General features: G+C 39.8%; 20 protein-coding genes. 10 read left to right on the forward strand and 10 right to left on the reverse strand.

Annotated elements, in window-relative coordinates; translation table 11 throughout:
- Positions 1-221 precede the first annotated feature (221 nt).
- Positions 222-1,172, reverse strand: a complete 951-nt coding sequence (locus MUB24_RS16395; protein WP_244705963.1) for an alpha/beta hydrolase — start codon at positions 1,170-1,172, stop codon at positions 222-224.
- A 201-nt stretch (positions 1,173-1,373) separates the two neighbouring features.
- Positions 1,374-1,568: a hypothetical protein gene (locus MUB24_RS16400; protein ID WP_244705964.1), complete on the reverse strand. Its 195-nt coding sequence runs from the start codon at positions 1,566-1,568 to the stop codon at positions 1,374-1,376.
- Positions 1,569-1,701: 133 nt separating this feature from the next.
- Here MUB24_RS16400 and serC point away from each other — a divergent pair, with 133 nt between their 5' ends.
- Together serC and MUB24_RS16410 are read left to right on the forward strand one after the other, a co-directional pair.
- Positions 1,702-2,793, forward strand: a complete 1,092-nt coding sequence (serC, locus tag MUB24_RS16405; protein WP_244705965.1) for a 3-phosphoserine/phosphohydroxythreonine transaminase — start codon at positions 1,702-1,704, stop codon at positions 2,791-2,793.
- A 216-nt stretch (positions 2,794-3,009) separates the two neighbouring features.
- The gene (locus tag MUB24_RS16410) at positions 3,010-4,029 is read left to right on the forward strand and encodes a Gfo/Idh/MocA family protein (RefSeq protein WP_244705966.1); all 1,020 of its coding nucleotides are present in this window, start codon (positions 3,010-3,012) and stop codon (positions 4,027-4,029) included.
- A gap of 275 nt (positions 4,030-4,304) precedes the next feature.
- Here the strand turns inward: MUB24_RS16410 and MUB24_RS16415 are convergent, their stop codons facing one another.
- Positions 4,305-4,538: a hypothetical protein gene (locus MUB24_RS16415; protein ID WP_244705967.1), complete on the reverse strand. Its 234-nt coding sequence runs from the start codon at positions 4,536-4,538 to the stop codon at positions 4,305-4,307.
- Positions 4,539-4,783: 245 nt separating this feature from the next.
- On the opposite strand from MUB24_RS16415, the gene sspL reads away from it, so the two are divergent.
- Positions 4,784-4,942, forward strand: a complete 159-nt coding sequence (gene sspL, locus MUB24_RS16420; protein ID WP_244705968.1) for a small, acid-soluble spore protein L — start codon at positions 4,784-4,786, stop codon at positions 4,940-4,942.
- A gap of 136 nt (positions 4,943-5,078) precedes the next feature.
- Here sspL and MUB24_RS16425 read toward each other — a convergent pair whose 3' ends face one another.
- On the reverse strand, positions 5,079-5,396 hold the full coding sequence (locus MUB24_RS16425) for a DMT family transporter (RefSeq protein ID WP_244705969.1): 318 nt from the start codon (positions 5,394-5,396) through the stop codon (positions 5,079-5,081).
- Positions 5,397-5,735, reverse strand: coding sequence for a DMT family transporter (locus tag MUB24_RS16430; protein WP_244705970.1), 339 nt, complete (start codon positions 5,733-5,735; stop codon positions 5,397-5,399).
- A 163-nt stretch (positions 5,736-5,898) separates the two neighbouring features.
- Between MUB24_RS16430 and MUB24_RS16435 the strand changes: the two genes are divergently transcribed.
- The 7 genes from MUB24_RS16435 to nrdG all read left to right on the forward strand — a co-directional run bounded on the left by MUB24_RS16435 (position 5,899) and on the right by nrdG (position 15,085).
- The gene (locus MUB24_RS16435) at positions 5,899-7,158 is read left to right on the forward strand and encodes a serpin family protein (protein WP_244705971.1); all 1,260 of its coding nucleotides are present in this window, start codon (positions 5,899-5,901) and stop codon (positions 7,156-7,158) included.
- A gap of 350 nt (positions 7,159-7,508) precedes the next feature.
- Positions 7,509-8,744, forward strand: coding sequence for a CynX/NimT family MFS transporter (locus MUB24_RS16440; protein WP_244705974.1), 1,236 nt, complete (start codon positions 7,509-7,511; stop codon positions 8,742-8,744).
- A 283-nt stretch (positions 8,745-9,027) separates the two neighbouring features.
- Positions 9,028-9,699, forward strand: a complete 672-nt coding sequence (locus tag MUB24_RS16445) for a response regulator transcription factor (RefSeq protein WP_244705976.1) — start codon at positions 9,028-9,030, stop codon at positions 9,697-9,699.
- Between the two features lie 2 nt (positions 9,700-9,701).
- Positions 9,702-10,772 carry a sensor histidine kinase gene (locus MUB24_RS16450; protein ID WP_313898463.1) on the forward strand — a complete coding sequence of 357 codons (1,071 nt, stop codon included), beginning with the start codon at positions 9,702-9,704 and terminating at the stop codon, positions 10,770-10,772.
- Between the two features lie 16 nt (positions 10,773-10,788).
- Positions 10,789-12,522: an ABC transporter ATP-binding protein gene (locus MUB24_RS16455; protein WP_244705980.1), complete on the forward strand. Its 1,734-nt coding sequence runs from the start codon at positions 10,789-10,791 to the stop codon at positions 12,520-12,522.
- Between the two features lie 233 nt (positions 12,523-12,755).
- Positions 12,756-14,624 (forward strand): anaerobic ribonucleoside triphosphate reductase, encoded by a 1,869-nt coding sequence (locus MUB24_RS16460; RefSeq protein WP_244705982.1) that lies wholly within the window; start codon positions 12,756-12,758, stop codon positions 14,622-14,624.
- Positions 14,621-15,085, forward strand: a complete 465-nt coding sequence (nrdG, locus tag MUB24_RS16465) for an anaerobic ribonucleoside-triphosphate reductase activating protein (protein WP_244705984.1) — start codon at positions 14,621-14,623, stop codon at positions 15,083-15,085. The genes MUB24_RS16460 and nrdG overlap by 4 nt, the downstream gene beginning before the upstream one ends.
- A 105-nt stretch (positions 15,086-15,190) precedes the next feature.
- On the opposite strand, the gene MUB24_RS16470 is transcribed toward nrdG, so the two are convergent.
- The 5 genes from MUB24_RS16470 to MUB24_RS16490 form a co-directional block, all read right to left on the reverse strand.
- Positions 15,191-16,489 (reverse strand): ABC transporter substrate-binding protein, encoded by a 1,299-nt coding sequence (locus tag MUB24_RS16470; protein WP_244705986.1) that lies wholly within the window; start codon positions 16,487-16,489, stop codon positions 15,191-15,193.
- Positions 16,490-16,530: 41 nt separating this feature from the next.
- Positions 16,531-17,604 (reverse strand): glycoside hydrolase family 76 protein, encoded by a 1,074-nt coding sequence (locus MUB24_RS16475; RefSeq protein ID WP_244705999.1) that lies wholly within the window; start codon positions 17,602-17,604, stop codon positions 16,531-16,533.
- Between the two features lie 176 nt (positions 17,605-17,780).
- Positions 17,781-18,929, reverse strand: coding sequence for a GntR family transcriptional regulator (locus tag MUB24_RS16480; RefSeq protein WP_244705988.1), 1,149 nt, complete (start codon positions 18,927-18,929; stop codon positions 17,781-17,783).
- A 291-nt stretch (positions 18,930-19,220) separates the two neighbouring features.
- Positions 19,221-20,456 carry an MFS transporter gene (locus MUB24_RS16485; RefSeq protein ID WP_244705990.1) on the reverse strand — a complete coding sequence of 412 codons (1,236 nt, stop codon included), beginning with the start codon at positions 20,454-20,456 and terminating at the stop codon, positions 19,221-19,223.
- Positions 20,457-20,903: 447 nt separating this feature from the next.
- Positions 20,904-21,359 carry a CBS domain-containing protein gene (locus MUB24_RS16490; RefSeq protein WP_244705992.1) on the reverse strand — a complete coding sequence of 152 codons (456 nt, stop codon included), beginning with the start codon at positions 21,357-21,359 and terminating at the stop codon, positions 20,904-20,906.
- Positions 21,360-21,555 lie beyond the last annotated feature (196 nt).

The following is a 21,555-nucleotide window of genomic DNA, read 5'->3' on the forward strand; positions in this document are numbered from 1 at the left end:
TTTTCTAGTGACGGATGACTACATTGATAGATGAAAGTCGAGAGAATTCACCATACTTCCTTGTACATCGATCATAAATCCCACTTGGTCTACTGAAATCTGCGTTTGAGAGCCGTGTAGGATTCACATTAACAAGAATGGTAGAAAGGTCTGTCTAGAAATAGACGCAAAACAGAATTTCCGGACAGCCTTTTTGTATATTTTATTGGTCCTTTCACAGCTTATGAAAGCACTTGATCGATAAACTCTTTTAAGCGATTTTCATATTGCTCCGTCACATTGTCAAAAGCTTTTGTATGTCCTGCGTCTGGCACAATCCATAACTCTTTTTCCCCACCAGCGGCATCAAAAAGTTCATGAGCCATGGCAGTGGGAACAAGATCATCCGCATCCCCGTGTATAATGAACAATGGTCGTGTATTCTTCTTCACTTGTTTAACAGCGGAAGCTTCTTCAAAAGTATACCCTGCTCTTATTTTCGTAATTCCACTGGTTATGTCTAGAAGAGGGAAAGAGGGCAGATGATAAATATTTTTTAATTGATGCTTAAGCTCTGCTTTGACAGAACTGTAGCCACTATCTGCAATAATCCCCTTTACTTCATCTGGCAGTTCTTCCCCACTTGTCATCAGAACCGTTGCGGCTCCCATGGAATTTCCATGTAAAAGAATATCCGTTGCACCGTGCTCATCAATTAGAAGTTGAATCCAATCGACATAATCAAGCCGTTCATGCCAACCATAACCGATGTAATTTCCTTCACTCTCCCCATGTCCCCGAGCGTCTGGCAAAAGAATATTGAAACCCTCCTGATAGTAAAACTTCGCTAATTTTCCCATATCATCGCCGGTATTACGAAAGCCATGCGCTAAAATAACAGCTTTTCCAGTCGCATTCTCATTTTGAATATATTTCGCTTTTAACTTCAACCCATCGTAGGAAGTCATTTCCCATATTTCGGGATCTTGCTTCTCATACCAAGCTTCGGCTTCTGCTAAACGACTCTGATCTTCTTCACTAGCTATCGCATTGACTGTAGCTGCTTCTTTGTGAATTTCGATTTCGGTTCCTCTCTTGACTCCTTGCCCGTAAAAATAATTCCCTGCGAAAATCAATCCTATTAGCAATATACCAATGATACTGCCTGTAATAAACAGTATTCTCTTTTGCAAATTCTTTCCCCCCTCGTCCCTATTACACTTTCATTTTTTCGGATAAAGGCTAAACGTTTATGATACACCTTCCAAATTATATGTGCACTTAGATATCTTCATTATATCATGGTTAGCAGTAGATGGGCCGCACCTAGATTTCGGCAATTTAAGTCCAGATCCGCATGCCATTCATGAAGTTCGGCATTCTGTTCACGAAGTTCAGCAATTCAGCCCGAGGTTCAGCAATTCAACCCCGAAGCTCAGCAATCCAATCCCGAAGTTCAGCAATTCAACCCCGAAGTTCAGCAATTCAACCCCGAAGTTCAGCAATCCACCCCCGAGGTTCAGCAATTCATCACCGTAGTTCAGCAATCCAACTCTAAGTTTGGCAATCCACTCCATAAGTTCAGCCATTTCTCATAGATTTTGATCCTCTAATTGTATTAAGGGAATTTTCACATTAAATAATGATTTTCATCAACTTTTTGACCACTTTCTCCCGCAAAGGTGTATAATTCACTCAAGGTTAAAATCTTAGGAGTGATAAATGTTGAAACAACGTGCTTATAATTTTAATGCGGGACCTGCTGCACTCCCCCTCGCTGTATTGGAGAAAGCGCAAAAGGAATTTGTTGATTTCCAAGGCACAGGTATGTCAGTTATGGAATTAAGCCATCGAAGTGCCACGTATGAGGATGTACATAATCAAGCGATTGCTCGCTTAAAGTCTTTGCTCTCCATTCCAGATCAATATGAAGTACTTTTTCTACAAGGTGGGGCTAGTTTGCAATTTTCAATGATTCCGATGAATTTTTTAAGCTCCGGCCGGCAAGCGGGTTATATCATGACAGGTTCATGGTCTGAAAAGGCGTTCGAAGAGGCAACATTATTTGGCGAACCTTATCACGTTGCTAGCACAAAAGAGAATCATTATCGATCGATCCCAGAACTAAATAAATTAAAATACAATAAAAATGATGCCTATATACACGTAACATCAAATAATACCATTTATGGCACGCAATGGAAGACATTCCCCCAAACTGGTGATGTTCCTTTAATTGCGGATATGTCTAGTGACATTCTTTCAAGACCTATAGATGTTAATCAATTCGGTCTTATTTACGCAGGTGCTCAAAAAAATTTAGGACCTGCAGGTGTGACAGTGGTAATCATTCGCAAAGATATGTTGGAAAAGGCGAACACAGCGATTCCAACCATGTTACAATACAGCACCCACGCTGAAAAAAATTCACTTTATCATACACCGCCTACATTTGGGATTTATATGCTGGGAGAAGTGCTTGCCTGGATTGAAGAGCAAGGTGGGATTGACGCTATTACGAAAAGAAATGAAGGAAAGGCAAAAATCATTTATGACACGATTGACCAAAGTAATGGTTTTTATATCGGACATGCCGAAAAGGATAGCCGTTCTCTGATGAATATTACGTTCCGCTTGCAAAATGAAGAATTAGAGAAGGAATTTCTAACCAAGGCGAAGGAAGAAGGCTTTGTTGGTTTAAATGGCCACCGCTCTGTTGGCGGTTGCCGGGCATCTACCTACAACGCCGTACCGTTTGAAGCTTGTACGGCACTTTGTCATTTTATGATTGATTTCCAAAGAAAACACGGATAAGCGGCTTTTCTTAGTAGATAAAAAGTTGCTACTAGGAAAGAAGGGGCGATTCAATAAGTCAAATTGCGGCGATTGGAGCCCCTTTTTCTATAATTTCTATCATTTCGGTAATTTTTGGGGTGTATAACGATTGCAGAATTTTCGATTTGATTGGATGAGTTATCATTCATAACTGCTATGATCTATTAATCCCTTAAAGTGAAGGAGCTACGAAAATTGGATTCATTTAAAATTATTGTTGCAGGCTGTGGAGGCATGTCGAATACATGGTTGGATTATGCGACAAAACGGGAAGATGTGGAAATTGTCGGCCTTGTCGATGTCAATATCGCGGCGGCGCGGAAAATGGCGGAACGTCGAAATTTAAAGGTACCCGCATTTTCTGATTTAGCCCAGGCCATAGAAGAAACAAAAGCAAACCTTGTATTCGATGTCACCATCCCTGCCGCCCATAAGCAAATTGTCACAACTGCGTTAAAAACTGGCTGTCATGTTTTCGGGGAAAAACCAATGGCCGAATCTTTAGAGGATGCAGAAACTGTTTTACAAGTGGCAGATCAAAGCGGAAAACGCTATGCTGTCATGCAAAATCGGAGGTATTTGAAGCAGATCCGAGCTTTTCGAGCTTTTCTGTCCAATGGAACCATTGGCACAGTTGGTTCCCTGCATGCAGATTTTTTTATAGGAGCCCATTTTGGAGGGTTTCGTGATGTAATGGATCATCCACTTATTCTCGATATGGCCATCCATACCTTTGACCAAGCACGTTTTATCAGTGGCGCTGACCCTGTATCTGTCTATTGTCATGAATATAATCCACCAGGATCCTGGTATAAGGGCAATGCTTCTGCCATCTGTATCTTCGAAATGAGTGATGGGTCTGTATTTTCCTATAATGGTTCTTGGTGTGCAGAAGGAATGAATACATCATGGGAAGCGGACTGGCGTGTCACAGGAAGCAAAGGGTCCGCATGCTGGGATGGAAACAGCAATCCCACCTATGAGGTGATCGATTCCGACCAACATTCTGGCTTTATGAATCCCATGAAAAAAGGAGAAGTGGAATGCGATTGGAATGGGCAAGAAGGACATTGGGGCTGCTTAGATGAAATGTTCGCATCACTAAAAGAGGACAGACGAGCCGAAACAGATTGTCATGATAATATTGAAAGCATGAAAATGGTCTTTGGTGCGATAGAAAGTGCGAAAACGAAGCAAAAGATTCTGTTTAAATAGAATCGAGCTACTCTCATTAAAAGCAGTACGTGTTGCAGTAGCTCGAAAGCCATGTTTAAAAGCCATGCATTTTTATACGTTCCAAGTAATGTATGGCTTTCCTATTTTTCAGAAAGTAATTTTCCGATTTACAAATCATCGGGCAAATGATGAAGATATACATACAGGATCTGTTTAGTATATCCGCTTAGAAATACTCTTTTTACCTTCATAATTTCTCCGCTCTAAACACAAAAGAACCACCAGCATCCTAAATGGTGGTCCTAAACATTCTTTTATTCTTCTTCAGACTTTTCTTGGAGTTCATTATAATACTGCACACTTGTCATTGCGCCTTCATCGACCATCTTGGCATCCTCTAACTCAGAAGGTTTTGCTAAACCCTTTAAATAAGAGGCATTAAACTTATTGAATTGCTTTTTTAGCTTTTCCCGATTACCACTGTTTGCCAGATAGGCTACTCCTGCTACCGCCCCGGCAACCCCTACTATTTTCCCGATTTTCCCCATTACTATCCGCTCCCCTTCCACATATTTTATAAAAGAGCAATGAAACGAATTTGACCATTATATATATGAATTACTCTTAAATAGAGCTTTATACAGAATATGCTCGTGTGGGCAAAATGGAATGAAGTTTTTATTTTTTTTACCTATCTACGGAATGAGTTATGTGTTATTCTGTCAATTTTTTATCATAGAACCTTTTTCTTTGGAGACACTAATGAAAAAGTTTTATAAATGAGGTGAAATCAATGACAAGGGAAAAAAACGTACCGCGGAAAAAGCTTCACACTCAAAATAAAGGAAGAAACGCTACAAGTGTCACTCCCCAAGGTTATGCTGAGACGGAATTTGCGGCGGAACCAAAAAGCAAACTAGAAAATGCTGCTAAGAAAAAGAACACCAAATAAACGTCTTAAATAAATGTAGATGACCCTATAGAGATTCCTATAGGGTCACTGTATGATCAACGCTTTAAAGGGCTTTATTCATGAAGATCTTTCTATATTTCCGAAGACAGCATCGGAATAAAATTATTTTCCCCTTTTACTCCCCCAATGCTTTTAATCCCACTGCTCCTGCGATAATACAAACCAAAAAAAGGATGCGTTTCCAGCCAGCAGGTTCTTTAAAAAAGAGAATTCCGATTAAAACGGCACCGACTGCTCCCAAGCCTGTCCAAACAGCATAAGCCGTTCCCAATGGGATATCACGCATCGCCATAGAAAGGAAAATAAATCCGCCTCCGAATGTCCCAATAATGGCGAGGAGCCTGCCAATCGATTTATGCCGTAAATACAAATTAATACTTATCACGCCAAAAATTTCGCCTAAACTCGCAACCATTAAGTAAATCCAGGCCATTTAATTTCCTCCCCTCGTTGCTACCTCATCATCCGGAGTCGTTATTTTAATGCCAATTACCCCAATAATGATTAAGCCGATAAAGAAAACCTTTGCGAGTGAAACATCCGCATCAAAAACAAGAAAATCAATCAAAACAATGGCCGCGGCGCCTGATCCAGTAAAAACAGCATATACCGTTCCAGCCGGAAGTTTCTCACAGGCCTTAATAATAAAATAAAAACTAAGGACAATAACAATCCCGGTTCCAATCCATTCAATAATCGAATCAGAATATTTTAAACCAATGACCCAAAACACTTCGACAATGGCTGCCAACAGTACATAGATCCAAGCCAATGATCTCCCTCCTTATCCCTTGCATTTTAGCACATCTATACTATTTTCGCCTTGAAAAATCCTTCATAATAACATAACATCGAATGAAATACTTTCTTCTTTTTACAAAAACTGTAACTATTTCTCTCTATTTCAGTCTAATGGATAAAGGAAGGTGATCGAATTGAAACATAGAATTATTATCCCCCTATTGATTTCGGTTTTCATTTTATCGATGACAGGATGTGGCACAATGTCCAATCAAGATGGTTTAGCCATAGCAAGCGATGTAGACTATGGGAAAGATGATTATCAAAAAATCAATTCTGCCAATAATGAATTAGGTTTTCAATTATTGTCCAAGGTTGTCCCGGATGACGAGGGGAATATCTTTATTTCTCCTACTAGTTTGCTGATGGCCCTTTCCATGGTTTATAACGGGGCGGATGGTGAAACAAAGGATGAAATAGCCAAGGCGTTACAAACGGAAGGGATTGATGTAGAGGATTTAAATAAAGCAAATGCCTCTTTCATGTCCATGCTCCATAACCGCTCGAAACAAGTCGAATTGAATGTGGCAAACTCTATTTGGCTCAACGAACATTTCCACTTTCAAAAACATTTTAAAACGAATACCCAAGATTATTTTAATGCAAAAATCCAGGAAGTGGATATAACTGATAGCAAAACCCCCAATAAAATCAATGATTGGGTCCAGCAATCAACCAATAGCAAGATAGAGGATATCGTCGATTCCCGATTAGACCCTAATATTGTTTCGATACTGATCAATGCCATTTATTTTAAAGGGGATTGGACCTATGAATTTGACCAGAAGTTGACGGAAGATCGTCCTTTTCATTTAAAAGATGGGTCGACTAAGGATGTGCCCTTGATGACAGTCAAAGAGAAACTAGCTTATATGGAAAATGACGATATTCAGGCCGTTACCCTTCCATATGGTGAGAAGCAGGAAATGAGCATGAATGTGATTTTACCGAAAGAAAGCACTAGTTTGGAGAAAATCATCCCATTACTAACAAATGAAAACTGGCAAGCCTGGAAAACAGAAATGAAGCCACAGGAAGGAACGGTCATGTTACCAAAATTCCAACTTGAATACGAAACGATTCTAAATGAAAGTTTGGAAAAATTAGGGATGAAAACGGCCTTTCAGGAGAATACCGCAAATTTTTCAAAAATGATTCAAGAGGATGAATCGATTTGGATAAGCCAAATTAAACAAAAAACGTTCATTGATGTAAATGAAAAAGGGACAGAAGCGGCTGCGGCTACCTCTGTAGAAATGAAGATTACTTCAGCGCTGATTGACGGTCCTTTCATTATGGAAATCAATCGACCGTTCATTATCATGATTACCGATCATCGAACGGATGCCATTTTGTTTTTGGGGGCCATCCGTAACCCGATGGAAGGAAAATGAAGAACAAATTCAGCTTTCCCTTATGATGAACATCTTCAAGAAAAATTCGGGAAAGAATTGAGACCATGTATATCCAAGGAAAAAAATAGGATCAATCAAAGCCAATGTTCCATATGGAGACCGTTGGCTTTTTTAATAGGATTAGCTATTTACATTTACACTCCATTTCAATCATGATAATATATCCAACATACTGACAAATACACTGCTTGACTACGAAAAGCCCCATTCATAGCGAATAATTGGGAGCGATTCGTGAGCAAGATATCGAAGGGGTCACTAAATATGTCAATCAATATATTAAGGACTTTATAGAAAACTTAGAATCAGAAATTGAAGGAGAATAATCGTTGAATAAGAACTCTGCATCACTAGAAAACACATCCATTAATAATGCTCATTGGCTCGTATTACTAGGCATTATATTAGTCGGAGCGAATTTAAGAGCTCCGTTAACATCCGTTGGCTCCCTTATTTCATTTATCCGTGATGATTTAGGCTTAAGCCATGCGGTAGCCGGAAGCATCACAACTTTACCCTTACTCGCTTTTGCCTTTCTTTCTCCATTTGCACCTAAACTAGCCAATCGGTTTGGGATGGAAAAGACCATCTTTTTCTCCCTACTCTTTTTAACGATTGGGTTAACGATTCGGTCACTAGTCGGGGCTGGTTTCCTTTTCACTGGTACGATGATGATTGGGATGGCAATCGCAATTGGTAATGTGTTATTGCCCGGATTCATCAAAATGAATTTCCCTTTAAAAATTGGCATGATGACCGGTGTCTATGCCGTTTTTATGAATCTGTTTGGTGCCTTAGGTTCCGGCTTGAGTGTCCCGATCGCTTCCATAAAAGGGATTGGTTGGAAAGGATCGCTCGCATTTTGGACCATTCTTTCTGTGATTGCTTTACTTTTTTGGATTCCACAACTATGGAAAAAAAGTGAATCGGTAAAAACTACAGAAGCCATCGCCCAAAAAGGTAAAAGCATTTGGCGTTCCCCATTAGCTTGGAATATTACCATTTTTATGGGACTGCAATCCCTCATTTTTTATACGATGATTACATGGTTACCCGAGATCCTCCAATCCCATGGATACAGCTCAGGTGCTGCTGGTTGGATGCTTTTCCTTATGCAATTTGCACTTATTCCTATTACGTTTATTATCCCGGTCATGGCGGAAAAAATGGAGAACCAAAGATTCTTTGCTGCTTTGACAGCGATTTTCTTTATGGCCGGAATCGTTGGTATCTTTCTAGGAAGTAAGCCATTCATAGCCATCTCTGTTATCCTAATTGGCATGGCAGCAGGAAGTGCCTTTAGCCTTTCGATGATGTTTTTCAGCTTAAGGACCGAAAATGGACAAGAAGCTGCAGAAATGTCAGGCATGGCTCAATCATTCGGTTATCTTTTAGCTGCTATCGGACCCGTATTATTTGGAGGTTTACATGATTTATTCCATGGATGGAAAATTCCGCTACTTCTATTATTCCTACTATCAATGATTATTTTGATAGCTGGAGTGGAAGCAGGGAAGAATAAAGTTATTTCAGCTTCGCCATTAAAAGAGAAAAAAGCTGGATAAAAAATAGGTGATATAACGATGTTCGACACGAACTTAGTAGGTTCGGCAGTGATTTTTACTACTAGTATCCAAAAACTTTTCAACGCCTTCGGAACACATCAGCAGGCCCTATCTATAAAGGGGTCTGCTTCTTTATCTTTATCACCCAAAAAACACCATATAAAAGTTCATATTCAGTTCATAATATTTTATTATGATCTTCATGTGGTGATGAAAGTCATTATCCACATAAGGTATATTTGATTTATGATCGTGATACCAATCAAAAAAGGAATGATACACAATGGCGAAAATCTTAATGGTGGATGATGATCCGCATATTCGGGAACTGGTCCGTTTGCTTTTACGTAATGAGGGATTTAAAGTTTATGAAGCTGCAGATGGACTAGAGGCTTTAACAGTGGTTGAATCAACCCAAGTGGACTTAGTCATTTTAGATATTATGATGCCTAATATGGATGGTTGGGAATTATGCCGTGAGCTTAGAGAATTTTATGATTTTCCTTTATTAATGCTGACAGCTAAACGAGAAACATCACAAAAACTCAAAGGGTTTGATATGGGGACAGATGATTATTTAGTGAAACCATTCGAACCACTCGAACTTGTTGCTAGAGTCAAAGCATTATTGAAAAGGTACCAAATTTCTGTATCCCAACAAATCCAGATTGGAGAGTTATTGCTGAATCGCAAAACATTCGAAGTTCATCATCACGGGCACCCAGTCACTTTGCCTCGAAAAGAATTTGAATTGCTATTTCTATTAGGCAGTTATCCTGGGAAGACCTTTACACGCGAACAATTAATTGAAAAAATTTGGGGCTATGATTATGAAGGGGACGAGCGAACAGTGGATGTGCATATCAAACGACTACGGAAGCGATTTGCAAATGAATCCGATGCTTTCAGCATTAAGACGATCCGCGGATTAGGTTATCGCTTGGAGCACGAATGAGAATGAGAGCCCGTTTAAAAGTGTTTTTAGCCTTTTCAACAATGATTGTATCCTTATCGATTTGCTGGTCAGCTGCTTTTTTTATCACACAGTTTTTCTATAAGCTGTTCCATATCCACTTTAATGAATATCTAATTCAGCTTTTTAACTCCATATTCGGATTTTTTATTTTTGGCTGCTGCCTATTTCTATTTTCGAAATTTTTTCCAAAACAGCGGCAAAAACAGGCAGAATTCGTTCAATCAATTATTGATGCGATGAGACAAATCGCAAGGGGCGACTACCAGATCACGCTTAAAAAGCTTCCTGGGCATGACCATCCAGAGGATCCATATTCAAAAATTGTCGATAACATCAATTATATGTCCAAGGAATTGGGGCAGATGGAGCAGATGCGGCAAGAATTTGTATCCAATGTTTCTCATGAAATCCAGTCCCCGCTTACCTCTATTAGCGGTTTTGCCCGGTCATTGAAAAATGAAACACTCACTCAAAAAGAAAGATGGCATTATCTTTCTATTATCGAAACGGAAAGTGAACGACTGTCCAAGCTGAGTGATAATTTGCTCAAATTAACTTACCTAGAATCTGCTCAACATTCTTTCGAATTACAGGAATATCGATTAGATAAGCAATTACAACATGCGCTATTATCCTGTGAGCCACAGTGGTCCGAAAAGCAAATGGAAATGGAGATTTCTTTGAAAAAAACGTGGATAACTGCTGATAAAGACTTATTAGACCAAGTGTGGATGAATCTGCTCCATAATGCCATTAAATTTACATCCATTGGAGGGACCATTCGTATAGCTACTTTTCGGCGAAAAGAAGAACTTATTGTCGAGATTTCAGATACTGGAATCGGCATTGCGGAAGAAGATCAGCTTCATTTATTCGAACGATTTTATAAAGCTGATAAAGCACGATCCCGCGAAACAGGCGGCAGTGGACTTGGCCTTTCGATTGTGAAAAAAATCATCGATATGCATAAAGGAATCATAAATGTGGCAAGTAAACCAAATCAAGGAACGACATTTACGATTACCTTTTCGGATTCCAGCACCAATAGATAGAAAAAGGAGTTTACCTATGAAAAATAACCAAAATAGTCTCAAACCATTTATTTCACTTATTTTATCAACAAATATTCCTAAGCTGGCGTTGACCATTGGATTAATCACAAGTTTAATCACAACACTTGCAGGTCTTGTTGTCCCATTACTGACAAAGAATTTTGTCGATGGCTCCTCCCTCTCATCCTTAAGCATACCACTTATCATCGCAATCGGAGCAGCCTTTATTATTCAAGCGGTCATTAGCGGGCTTTCCATTTACTTACTCACAGCAGTAGGTCAAAAGATTGTCGCTAGACTTCGTGATCGCATGTGGCTCAAGCTTGTTCGCTTACCTGTAAGCTATTTTGATCAAACAGCCAGTGGAAATACCGTTAGTCGAATTGTCAATGATACAAGTATTGTAAAGGATTTAATCTCACAGCATTTTCCCCAATTTATTTCCGGGATTATTTCCATCATTGGAGCGGTCACAATCTTAATTATTATGGATTGGAAAATGACATTACTAATGCTGCTTGCTGTTCCCATTACAATCGCGGTCATGATTCCACTTGGTCAGCAAATGGCAAAAATATCACGTGGCCTTCAAGATGAAACAGCGGTATTCACTGGAAATATTCAACAAACACTGAGTGAAATTCGCTTAATGAAGGCCTCAACAGCCGAAAAAAATGAAGAACAAAAAGGATTATCCGGGATCAAAAGACTACTTGAATTTGGGTTAAAAGAGGCAAAAATTACCGCATTCATCGCACCGATTATGCAATTTGTCATGATGCTCGTCATTGTAGTGATCATTGGCTATGGAGGAATCCGTGTCGCGAATGGATCGATGTCAACTGATTCGTTAGTGGCTTTCCTGCTCTATCTTTTTCAAATTATCATGCCGATTACAACCTTTGCGATGTTTTTTACCCAATTACAAAAGGCAAAAGGGGCAACTGAACGGATTATGGATATATTGGAAATGCCATTGGAAGTAGGGCAAGATGGGATGGCAATGGATATTGCAAACCAGCCTATTTTTGTACAAAATGTATCCTTTGCCTACAATGAGGGTGAGCCAGTCCTACAAAATATCTCTTTCGAAGCGAATCCTGGAGAAATGATCGCTTTTGCGGGTCCAAGCGGCGGAGGGAAAACAACTATGTTCAGCCTTCTCGAACGGTTTTACGAACCAACTTCAGGTGATATCCGGATCGGCAACACTTCGATCCAAGCTTTGTCGATGGAATCTTGGCGTAATCAAATTGGTTATGTTTCACAGGAAAGTGCCATGATGGCGGGCACCATTCGCGAAAATCTTTGCTATGGACTGGAAAATGCGGAGGAAATCTCTGATGAACGGCTATGGGAAGTAGCCAAAATGGCCTATGCCGATCAGTTTATTCGAGCTTTTCCACATGGTTTAAACACAGAGGTTGGTGAACGCGGCGTCAAACTATCTGGTGGCCAAAGACAACGGATTGCGATTGCGCGCGCCTTCTTAAGAGATCCAAAAATTTTGATGATGGATGAAGCAACTGCCAGCTTAGACAGCCAATCGGAAGGCATTGTGCAACAAGCCTTAACCCGTTTAATGCAAGGGCGCACAACCTTTGTTATCGCTCATCGTTTATCGACCATTGTCAATGCGGATAAAATTATTTTTATTGAAAAAGGAGAAGTGACCGGAAGCGGCTCACACCAAGAATTAGCTCATATCCATCCTTTATATCGAGAATTTGCCGAGCAGCAATTAGCCTAACTTCCTTTGTTTAAAGATAGGAAAGGAAATTGGCTGGCGCTAGGTCTCGAGGTAAAAAATCCACGCCAAAGAAAGGCAAAGAACGCCTTTCTTTGGCGTTAAAACGCTAGGTGTGACCATTCTCACAGTCAGTCGAATCATTGTATGGTACAGTATGAATTACCATATATTGTGGTCGTTTCAATTCTATATCACAATATATGGAGTTTAGTAGCAATGAAAGGAGTGGGAACATGAGTCATACTAAAACAACAACAAAATTAGAGGCACTATTTTCAGCTTTTACCGAGATTGTCGAAACACGTAATTTGGATCTATTACAAGAAAATGCCAATATCGACGGACAGTCGCCGATGGGGCAAATGTCTAAATTTGCCTCTGAAGCGGGAAAGTTTTATGCAAAAGAGCGATTAATGAGTGAAGAGGTGCTGCAAGCGATCGAGGAAAATTATCTGCATCCTCACGATCTTGACTATATGGCAACAGGAACTACGACATGCTGTCAAATTCCTTTAGGGAAAATTTTAAAAGGGGGATTTCATACGGGGCATGGTTATATGCGTGAGCCTAGTGATGTGGGCAGCGCCATGGCATTAGCCTCGATTATTTTTCAATCTAATCAAAATATGCAGCATGGTGGGCAAAGTTTTCCCCTTTTTGACTTTGATTTACCCCCTTATGTCCGTAAAACCTATGAAAAACATTACAATCGATTAAAGAACTATCCATTGAATCTGGAGGAAGAAAGCATCCAGGAAATGGCATGGGAAGAAACGGATCAAGCGGTGTATCAAGCCTGTGAAGCCTTTATTCATAATTGTAATTCGATGCACTCGCGAGGCGGTGCCCAGGTTCCATTTGTGTCGATTAATTATGGGACCGATACATCGAAGGAAGGGAGAATGCTGATAAAAAATGTTCTACTCGCGACAAAGGCGGGACTGGGTCATGGGGAAACACCTATTTTTCCGATTCAAGTATTTAAAATGAAAAAAGGAATAAATTTTGAACCCAATGAGCCCAATTACGATCTTTATCAGTTGGCACTGGAAACAACCGCGAAACGGTTATTTCCAAACTTCAGTTTTATTGATTCTAGTTTTAATATCGATTTTTATGATGGAACGCCCGAATCGGAAGTCGCGTATATGGGCTGTAGAACCCGGGTAATGGCCAATATCCATGGAGATCAAACAAGCATCGGCAGAGGCAATCTCTCCTTTACGTCAATGAATCTGGTGAAAATTGCTTTAACCACTCAGTCACGTGAGGCCTTTTTCAAAAAGTTGGATCGATACATAGAGATAGCAATCCAACAATTACTGGAACGTTTCGAATGGCAAGCCCAAAAAATGGCCAAGAATTTCTCCTTTCTTTATGGACAAGGTGTTTGGAGAGATGGTGAAACACTTGCAAGTAGGGACAAGGTAGTATCGGTCCTTAAGCACGGCACCCTAAGCGTCGGCTTCATTGGCTTAGCGGAGGCATTAGTTGCTTTAACGGGCCAACATCATGGTGAATCAGAGGAGGCTTACGAGCTAGGTTTTCAGATCATCCAGCATATGCGCAAACGAATGGACGAAGCAACGGAGACGTACTCACTCAATTTCTCTTTAATTGCCACACCTGCTGAAGGGTTATCCGGGAAATTCACAAAACGGGATCAAGCAGAATTCGGAAAAATAAACGGAGTAACAGATCGCTGCTATTATACGAATTCCTACCATATCCCGGTGTATTACCCAATAAAAGCGATCGACAAAATTAAAAAAGAAGGACCCTTCCACTCTCTTTGCAATGGTGGGCATATTTCCTATATTGAATGTGATGGGGATGTCTCTAAAAATATTCCCGCTCTTGATGCGATTGTAAAAGCAATGGCGCAGCATGACTTTGGCTACGGATCCATCAACCATCCCGTTGATCGGTGCAGCCATTGTGGGTATACGGGAATCATTGATAACGAATGTCCTAGCTGCCATAACCAGGACGAAAAATATATCGAACGAATTAGAAGGATCACCGGGTATTTAGTAGGCGATATGAGTAAGTGGAATTCGGCTAAACGGAAAGAAGAAGAAGAAAGAGTGAAGCACCAATGAAGATCATGAATATCCTTCATGATTCCGTTGTCGATGGCGAAGGTTTACGAACCGTTGTCTTTCTCGCCGGCTGCCCCCATTTTTGCAAAGGATGTCATAATCCAAAAAGCTGGAATTTCCGGAATGGAACGGATATGACCGTGGAAGAAGTTTTTCAGGAAGTAACGAGCAACCCCTTGAGCAATGTGACGTTATCAGGGGGAGAGCCCTTTTTTCAAGCAGAAGAGGTCGCTCCATTAGCCAAAGCCTTGAAAAAAGCAGGAAAGAATATATGGATCTATAGCGGATATACCTTCGAACAGCTTGTTCAATCGGAGGATCCCTCCAAGCTCGAACTGCTTCATCACTGTGATGTCCTAGTCGATGGTCCCTTTCTACTGGAAGAACGAGACTTAACCTTAGCCTTTCGAGGAAGTAAAAATCAACGAATTATTCAACTGGAATCCTATCATTCTTATTAATATGTATACCCATTTAAGTGCACAAGACCACTGAATTAAGCCGTATTCACATAGACAGGAGAGGTGCACGAAGCCCTCTCCCTCTCTTTTTTTAAAAGTTGCTCCCTATTCCTGATTTTTAGCTTCCAGAATTTTCGCTTCAGATTCTTCTGTTACAATCCGAAGAAATTCGTTCGCATCCATACCTGATTCATAGAATTTTTGCAGGTTAATATCGACATATTGATCCCATGGACTAATTCGTTCAGGTGGCGGGGCTGTTTCATTTTTAAAGATCGCTTCAATATTCTTTCCTTCGGCACTTTCATAATCGGAATAAAAACCCTCTTGTAATTCTTTTTTATTCGACACTATCCCAATACCCTTCTTAGCCATATACTGCTGGTATTCATCTGATGAGAAATAGGCAAAGATCTTCAAAACATCATCTACATGTTCACTTGCTGGATTTAAGGTCAATGTATGCAAGAACCCTCTCGGTGCTACTCCAGGACGATCTGGCCATGTAGGAATGGCCGCAAGATCATAGTTTAAACCAGATTCATTCCTCCAAGCTATCGCCTGAGCATTTGTAACGACCATGGCCGTTCGTTGATCGTTAAACCGATGATCTGTGAAGAACCCCTCTTCTTCATTTTCACCAAGCGGGACTGTTTCAAAATAGCGCTTATACAGATTTAAATACTTTGAGAACTCATCTTGTTTTGTAATCAGTACTTCCCCAGTCTCTGGATCTGTCTTATTGACAGAAAACTGGGAGAGAGCCACCTCATCTTGAAAATCAAGGCCTCGATAGTAAGTGCCGTCTCTTTCCTGCGTTAATCTGCCGGCTAATTCAATCAATTCGTCCCAGGTCATATCATCGCGTGGATAACTTTCCCCAAACAAATCAAATATATCCTTATTATACATAATCACATAATACGTATCTTCATAAGGCCATGCTAAAAGGCGCCCCTCTTTATCTCTAGCCCGAATAGTATCAAGCAGGGCTTGATTTAAATGACTTGTGTCAATCTGATTAGCTTCAAGTAAATCCGTTAAATCCTGATCAAGCTCAAAATATTCCATATCCTGTTGTGACAAGGTAAAAAAGAAATCAGGATTTTCTCCATTACCAAATACTTCCTCTTCAAGCGACTTTCGGTCAAAGTTATTACCCGGCACATGTTCCACTGTCATATAAGGGAATTCCTTTTCAATTGGCTCCTTAAAACGCTCATTAAACATGTTCTCGTCCCAAAGGGCAACTGCCTTTAACGTAATCGGTTCATGCTCTCCTTCTTCGCTCGAACCAGATTTTTTCGGTTCTGTATCGGTCTTTTGATTTGAATTTGAACACGAAATAAGTAATAAAACTAACAAAATAGCAAACCCATAAAATAATTTTTTACACCCCTTCATTCCTTTCTCCCCCTTAATTAGTTGTTAGAAAGCGTAACAATCTACTCCATGTTTGCGAATAAGGCATATATTTCAACCATCGGAGCTTGATCTAATAACCATTTATATTTCTGTTCCACTCCCGTCTTTCCGGACCAATCCGAGCTAAAAAGACCTTTATGATCACGGGCATGTGTCCATGCATAATTTACATTGTCCTGGATTGCCTCAATAAAAGTACGGTCTTTCTCTGAGTCAACTTCAAACAAAGCTAAATATCCTTTCAATAATATCGTATTAAACCAAGGTGTTGTTGGAAATAAGTGAATAGAGACATCTGGATGCTTGGTGGTAAAATGGGCCAAACTACTTTGAGCAAGCATTCGAGCCTCTTTTAAATAATCGGAATGGTTGGTAGCTTTATACAATAGGGCATTGGCATGGATAATCGTTCCTGTATTATACGTATAGGTGGTTCCATCAATGGATCCATCCAGTTTCATATTGTCTCCATACACGCCTGTTTCAGGTTGCCAAAGAACTTTTGTCCAATCTAAAATTTTTTCAGCCCAAATGATATACTCATCCTTACCAGTTTCTTCGAATAATTTCATCGCGAGTACAGCAGCAGGGCCATTGGAACAAGTATTTTTTGACGTTTTCTGATCCTCCTGCCAATAGATCCCACCACCAAGCTCATTTGACCAGCCACTAATAGAAAAATCAAACATCGCCTTCGCCATCTCTAAATAATAAGGATTTCCTAATGTTCTATAAGCTTCAACAAAATCTAGTCCCAACCATTGATTATCATCATAAAATTTTGAACCTCCCCCTTGATGGATGACATAAGAATCATAGGCAGCGGGATCAGCCTCTACATCTCGATATTGTTCAAGACTCTCTAAGATGCTGACCAATTCCTTACGATATTTCTCTTCCTCTCCTCCCATTCTCGCAAGCGCATTCACAGCTGAAAGAACTCCAGAAAACGGCCAAAGATAGGAGAAATCCCGATCGTCCGGCTTTTTTTCATAATTTTCGAGAAAAAGCTGATGCTCTTTTACAAAATAATAGTTTACTAATGTTTCATATGATTGTTCTGCTTTTTCCTTATAAGTTTTTGCCAACTTCACATCCAAACACAATCATCCCCTTTTCTTAAAATCAACTACTTTCGATCCACATCCTAAAACTTACCTCTCACCATTAATTCCGTCGATAATTAACCGCTTTCATACATCATAATAGTATACCAATATAAAAGTCAATATATATTTTGAATATCGATATACTATTTTTTTAAAAAAACTTATTTTTTTACATAAGTGGTTGATTTCCCGACAATCAATTCCGCATCCAATAATTGCTTCGAAGAAACAGACGAATGGTCCTTCATTTTTAAAATATTTTCAATCGCTTTTCTACCAATTTCTTTTTCTTGCTGTTTTAAATGAGTAAATAAATAGCCATCCTGCAACGGAAACTCAGGACTATCGAAACTAATTATCGAAATATCTTCAGGAATGTTCCACCCTAATTCCTCAATCGCTTTTTTTGCAATTAAGGCAAGATTATATTCAACTACAAATAAAGCCGTGATTTGCGGCTGACTTTGTAAATGTGTTTTTATTTTTTTAATATCCTCTGAAATATTTTCCTGTGTAAATGCATTGGGCAGAGTACTTGTAAGATCTGTTGCCCAAAGCGCTTTATCCACAGCAATCCCCGCTTCATCATGAGCCTCGATAAAGCCTTCTATTCTTTCTTCAATGGCGGTGGTGTCCACAGGCGGAGGGGAGATCAAGCTAATATGTTCATGGCCAAGTTCAAATAAATAATTGATCGCCTTTTTAGTGGATGACACATTGTCTGTACTGATCGAAGTAGCCGCAATTCCTTTGAAATATCGATCAATCAAAACAAGCGGGAATTTATTAATCACAAGCTTTAATATTTCCTCATTAAAATATTCTCCCTGGGCGGGAAATACAATCAACCCATCCACACCTAAATGAAGCAATTCCTTAATCGCGTTCACTTCATTTTCAATCATCCCCATCGTCCGGCGGATAACCGGAAAACATTCATGCTGCCTTGAAGCTTCCTCCACGCCATGAACAATATGTGTCCCGAAGCTATAATCAAAATCGGTCATGACAAGCCCAATTAATAATCGTTTAGAATTTTTCTCGGTCGCCTTTTTTATCTTTACTTGCTTTTCTACATCGACCGCTTCCTTCACAAAAGACCCTTTGCCAGGCAGCCTCACGATTAATCCATCATTGGCCAATAATTCTAATGCCTTTTTGCTCGTAATCCGACTCACATGATAGAGGTCAGCCAATTCCTTTTCAGAAGGAACTCGATCCCCTTCCCGATAATGTTGATTCGCAATACGCTCACATAATTCATCGTAAATTTGTTCATACATTGGCTTATTTGTCTTTTCTACTTCCATTCATATCCTCCTCAACTACACCATACATACTATATATATTAATATATCAGTTTATACAAACAAATGAAACCATTATCATAAGATTGATTAAGGAGAGCTTGTCCCCGAAGGTGTTTTTAAAATAAAAAAACCGCTCACCATTAAAACCAACGAATCTCAGCTGAAATTATTTTCATTCTAAAAAACCATGGTAACACCAAGATTAATGACGTCACCATGGTTTTCAAATGTAACCTGCCTTTTACCCATAACGGTTTAACCCAGAGACTTTCTACTTTCTCTGAATATTGATCAATGACCTGCTTCCACTTCATCCACATGTTTAACATGGGCGTGATTCGACCAGACAACGAGTACAGAAATAAACACAAATACGCCGCCCACAATAAAAGGGATGCTCGAATTAAATAGTTCCGAAAGCTTACCTGCGAGGAAAGGGGCAATCGCCGCTCCGATAAAACGAAGAAAACTATAAGCTGCAGAGGCTGTTGAGCGTTCAACTGTTGTAGCATTCATCACCGCTGTCGTAATTAAAGTATTATTATTTCCAAGCAAAGCTCCTGAAAGGATGACAGCTGTAATCACTAGCCACTGTGTAGAAGTCCAAATTCCCATAGCAAGAAGGAGGAGGCCAAATAAAATTAACATCATACACATCGATTTAACCGTTCCAAACCATTGCTGGAGTTTCGGGGCCATAAACACAGAAGTAATCGCCAGCAATAATCCCCACCCTAAGAAAACAAAGCCTAGTCCATGCTCATCTAAACCTAATACAAACGGGGCGTAGGCTAATAATGTAAAAAAGCCGAAATTATACAAGGCGGCCGTAATCCCTAAAACCATTAAAGAGCGATGTTTCATCGCACGAAAAGGATCTAATAAGGAGACTTTCTGTTTTGTGCTCTTCTTCACGTTCGCTTTTGGCATTAAAATCGACAATCCGATAAAGGCAATGACCATTAAGGTTGCTACACCGAGAAAAGGACCTCTCCATGACATCGCCCCTAACCAACCACCAAGCAGTGGACCAACAGAAATGCCCAATCCAATCGCCGCTTCATATAAAATGATCGCTTTTGCATTTCCACCAGTGGCAAGTGTAACAATCGCCGTTAAAGCTGTCGCAACAAATAAAGCATTCCCAAAGCCCCAACCGCCTCTTAAGCCAACAAGTGTCCAAATATCATTCGAAACTCCGCCTAATCCGGCAAACAAAGCAATAATCACAATTCCGCTCAGTAAGGTTCCCTTCATCCCAAGCTTCGAGGAAATGGTTCCTGTTACAAGCATCGCAATGGCCATCACCGCATTATAGCTCGTAAAAAGCAACGTTACCTCACTTGGTGAGGCATCCAATTGATTGGCGATTGCAGGTAAAATCGGATCAACCAATCCCAATCCCATAAAAGCAATAATACTGGCAAAAAAGACTGCCCACACCGCTTTTGGTTGTTTCAGAATACTTCCCTCTTCTTCAATAGACTCATTGACTACTTTTGCTGCAGTTGTTACATTTTGTGACATAGATATTCTCCATTCTATTATTTTTTTGTCATCTCATAAAAATTAAAAAGGCCTCATGGGTGTTATTTAAAGAGGCCTCGTTAATATTTTTTTGCATTATAAAACCACTTAATTTGCGGAGCTTTTTTAAAGTGTATGGCTGGAATTTCCGGCTCTATTGCCGAAGCTTTCCACCCGTATCATTGAACTTCCCGGCCCATTTGCTGAACTTTCACATGTATTGCTGAAGTTTTCATACCTATTGCTGAAGTTCTCAACTCATTTGCTGAACTTTTCACACCTATTGCTGAAGTTCTCAGCTCATTTGCTGATCTTTTCACACCTATTGCTGAAGTTCTCAGCTCATTTGCTGATCTTTCATCCGTATTGCTGAAGTTCGGAACTCAACTGCCGGCGAACTTCCAGTGCAAGACATTGACCGGAAGCTTTTCTCCCGCTACCAACTATTTAAAGTAAACCTTTAAATGTATGGCGAATCACGTCACCACGACTGATGACACCAACCAGCTTCCCATCTCGTTCAACAGGTACTTTTTTTATTTTTCTTTTCCCTAAAATAGTCGCTACATTTTCAACCTCTTCATCCCATGAAACTTTGATCACTTTTTTCTTCGCAATGTCGAGAGCAGGTAAAGTCAGAATTTGTTTAACCCTTTCTGAAAATCCCTCCCTGTCTCCTTCCACAACATTAACAAAATATAAAGAGTCCACCACAATATCCTTATGTCTCCCAATATATCGCATAATATCGCCATCACTTATATAAGCAATTAATTCTTTTTGATCATTAACCACAGGTACCCCGCTAATCCCATGCTTAATAAAATTTTGAATAACAACGCGAATCGGATCTGTTCCTTTCACATAAAATACATCCCGAATCATAATGTCATTGGCTTTCATAATCATCCTCCTATTCCATTTATCGTATTGTCAAAACTTATATAGTAAAAAGTTAATAAAATCTTGATTTATAGGGTTTAGAATACAAAAAACTTGCCACCCCCCTAAAATCTGAAGATAATTGAGGTTACCACACACCCAAAATCCCAGAATAGGAAGTGACAAGTTGTACCCTCAATTATTAACTTATTTACTC

The organism is Lederbergia sp. NSJ-179 (genome assembly GCF_022867885.1).
GTDB lineage: Bacteria > Bacillota > Bacilli > Bacillales > Bacillaceae_C > Lederbergia.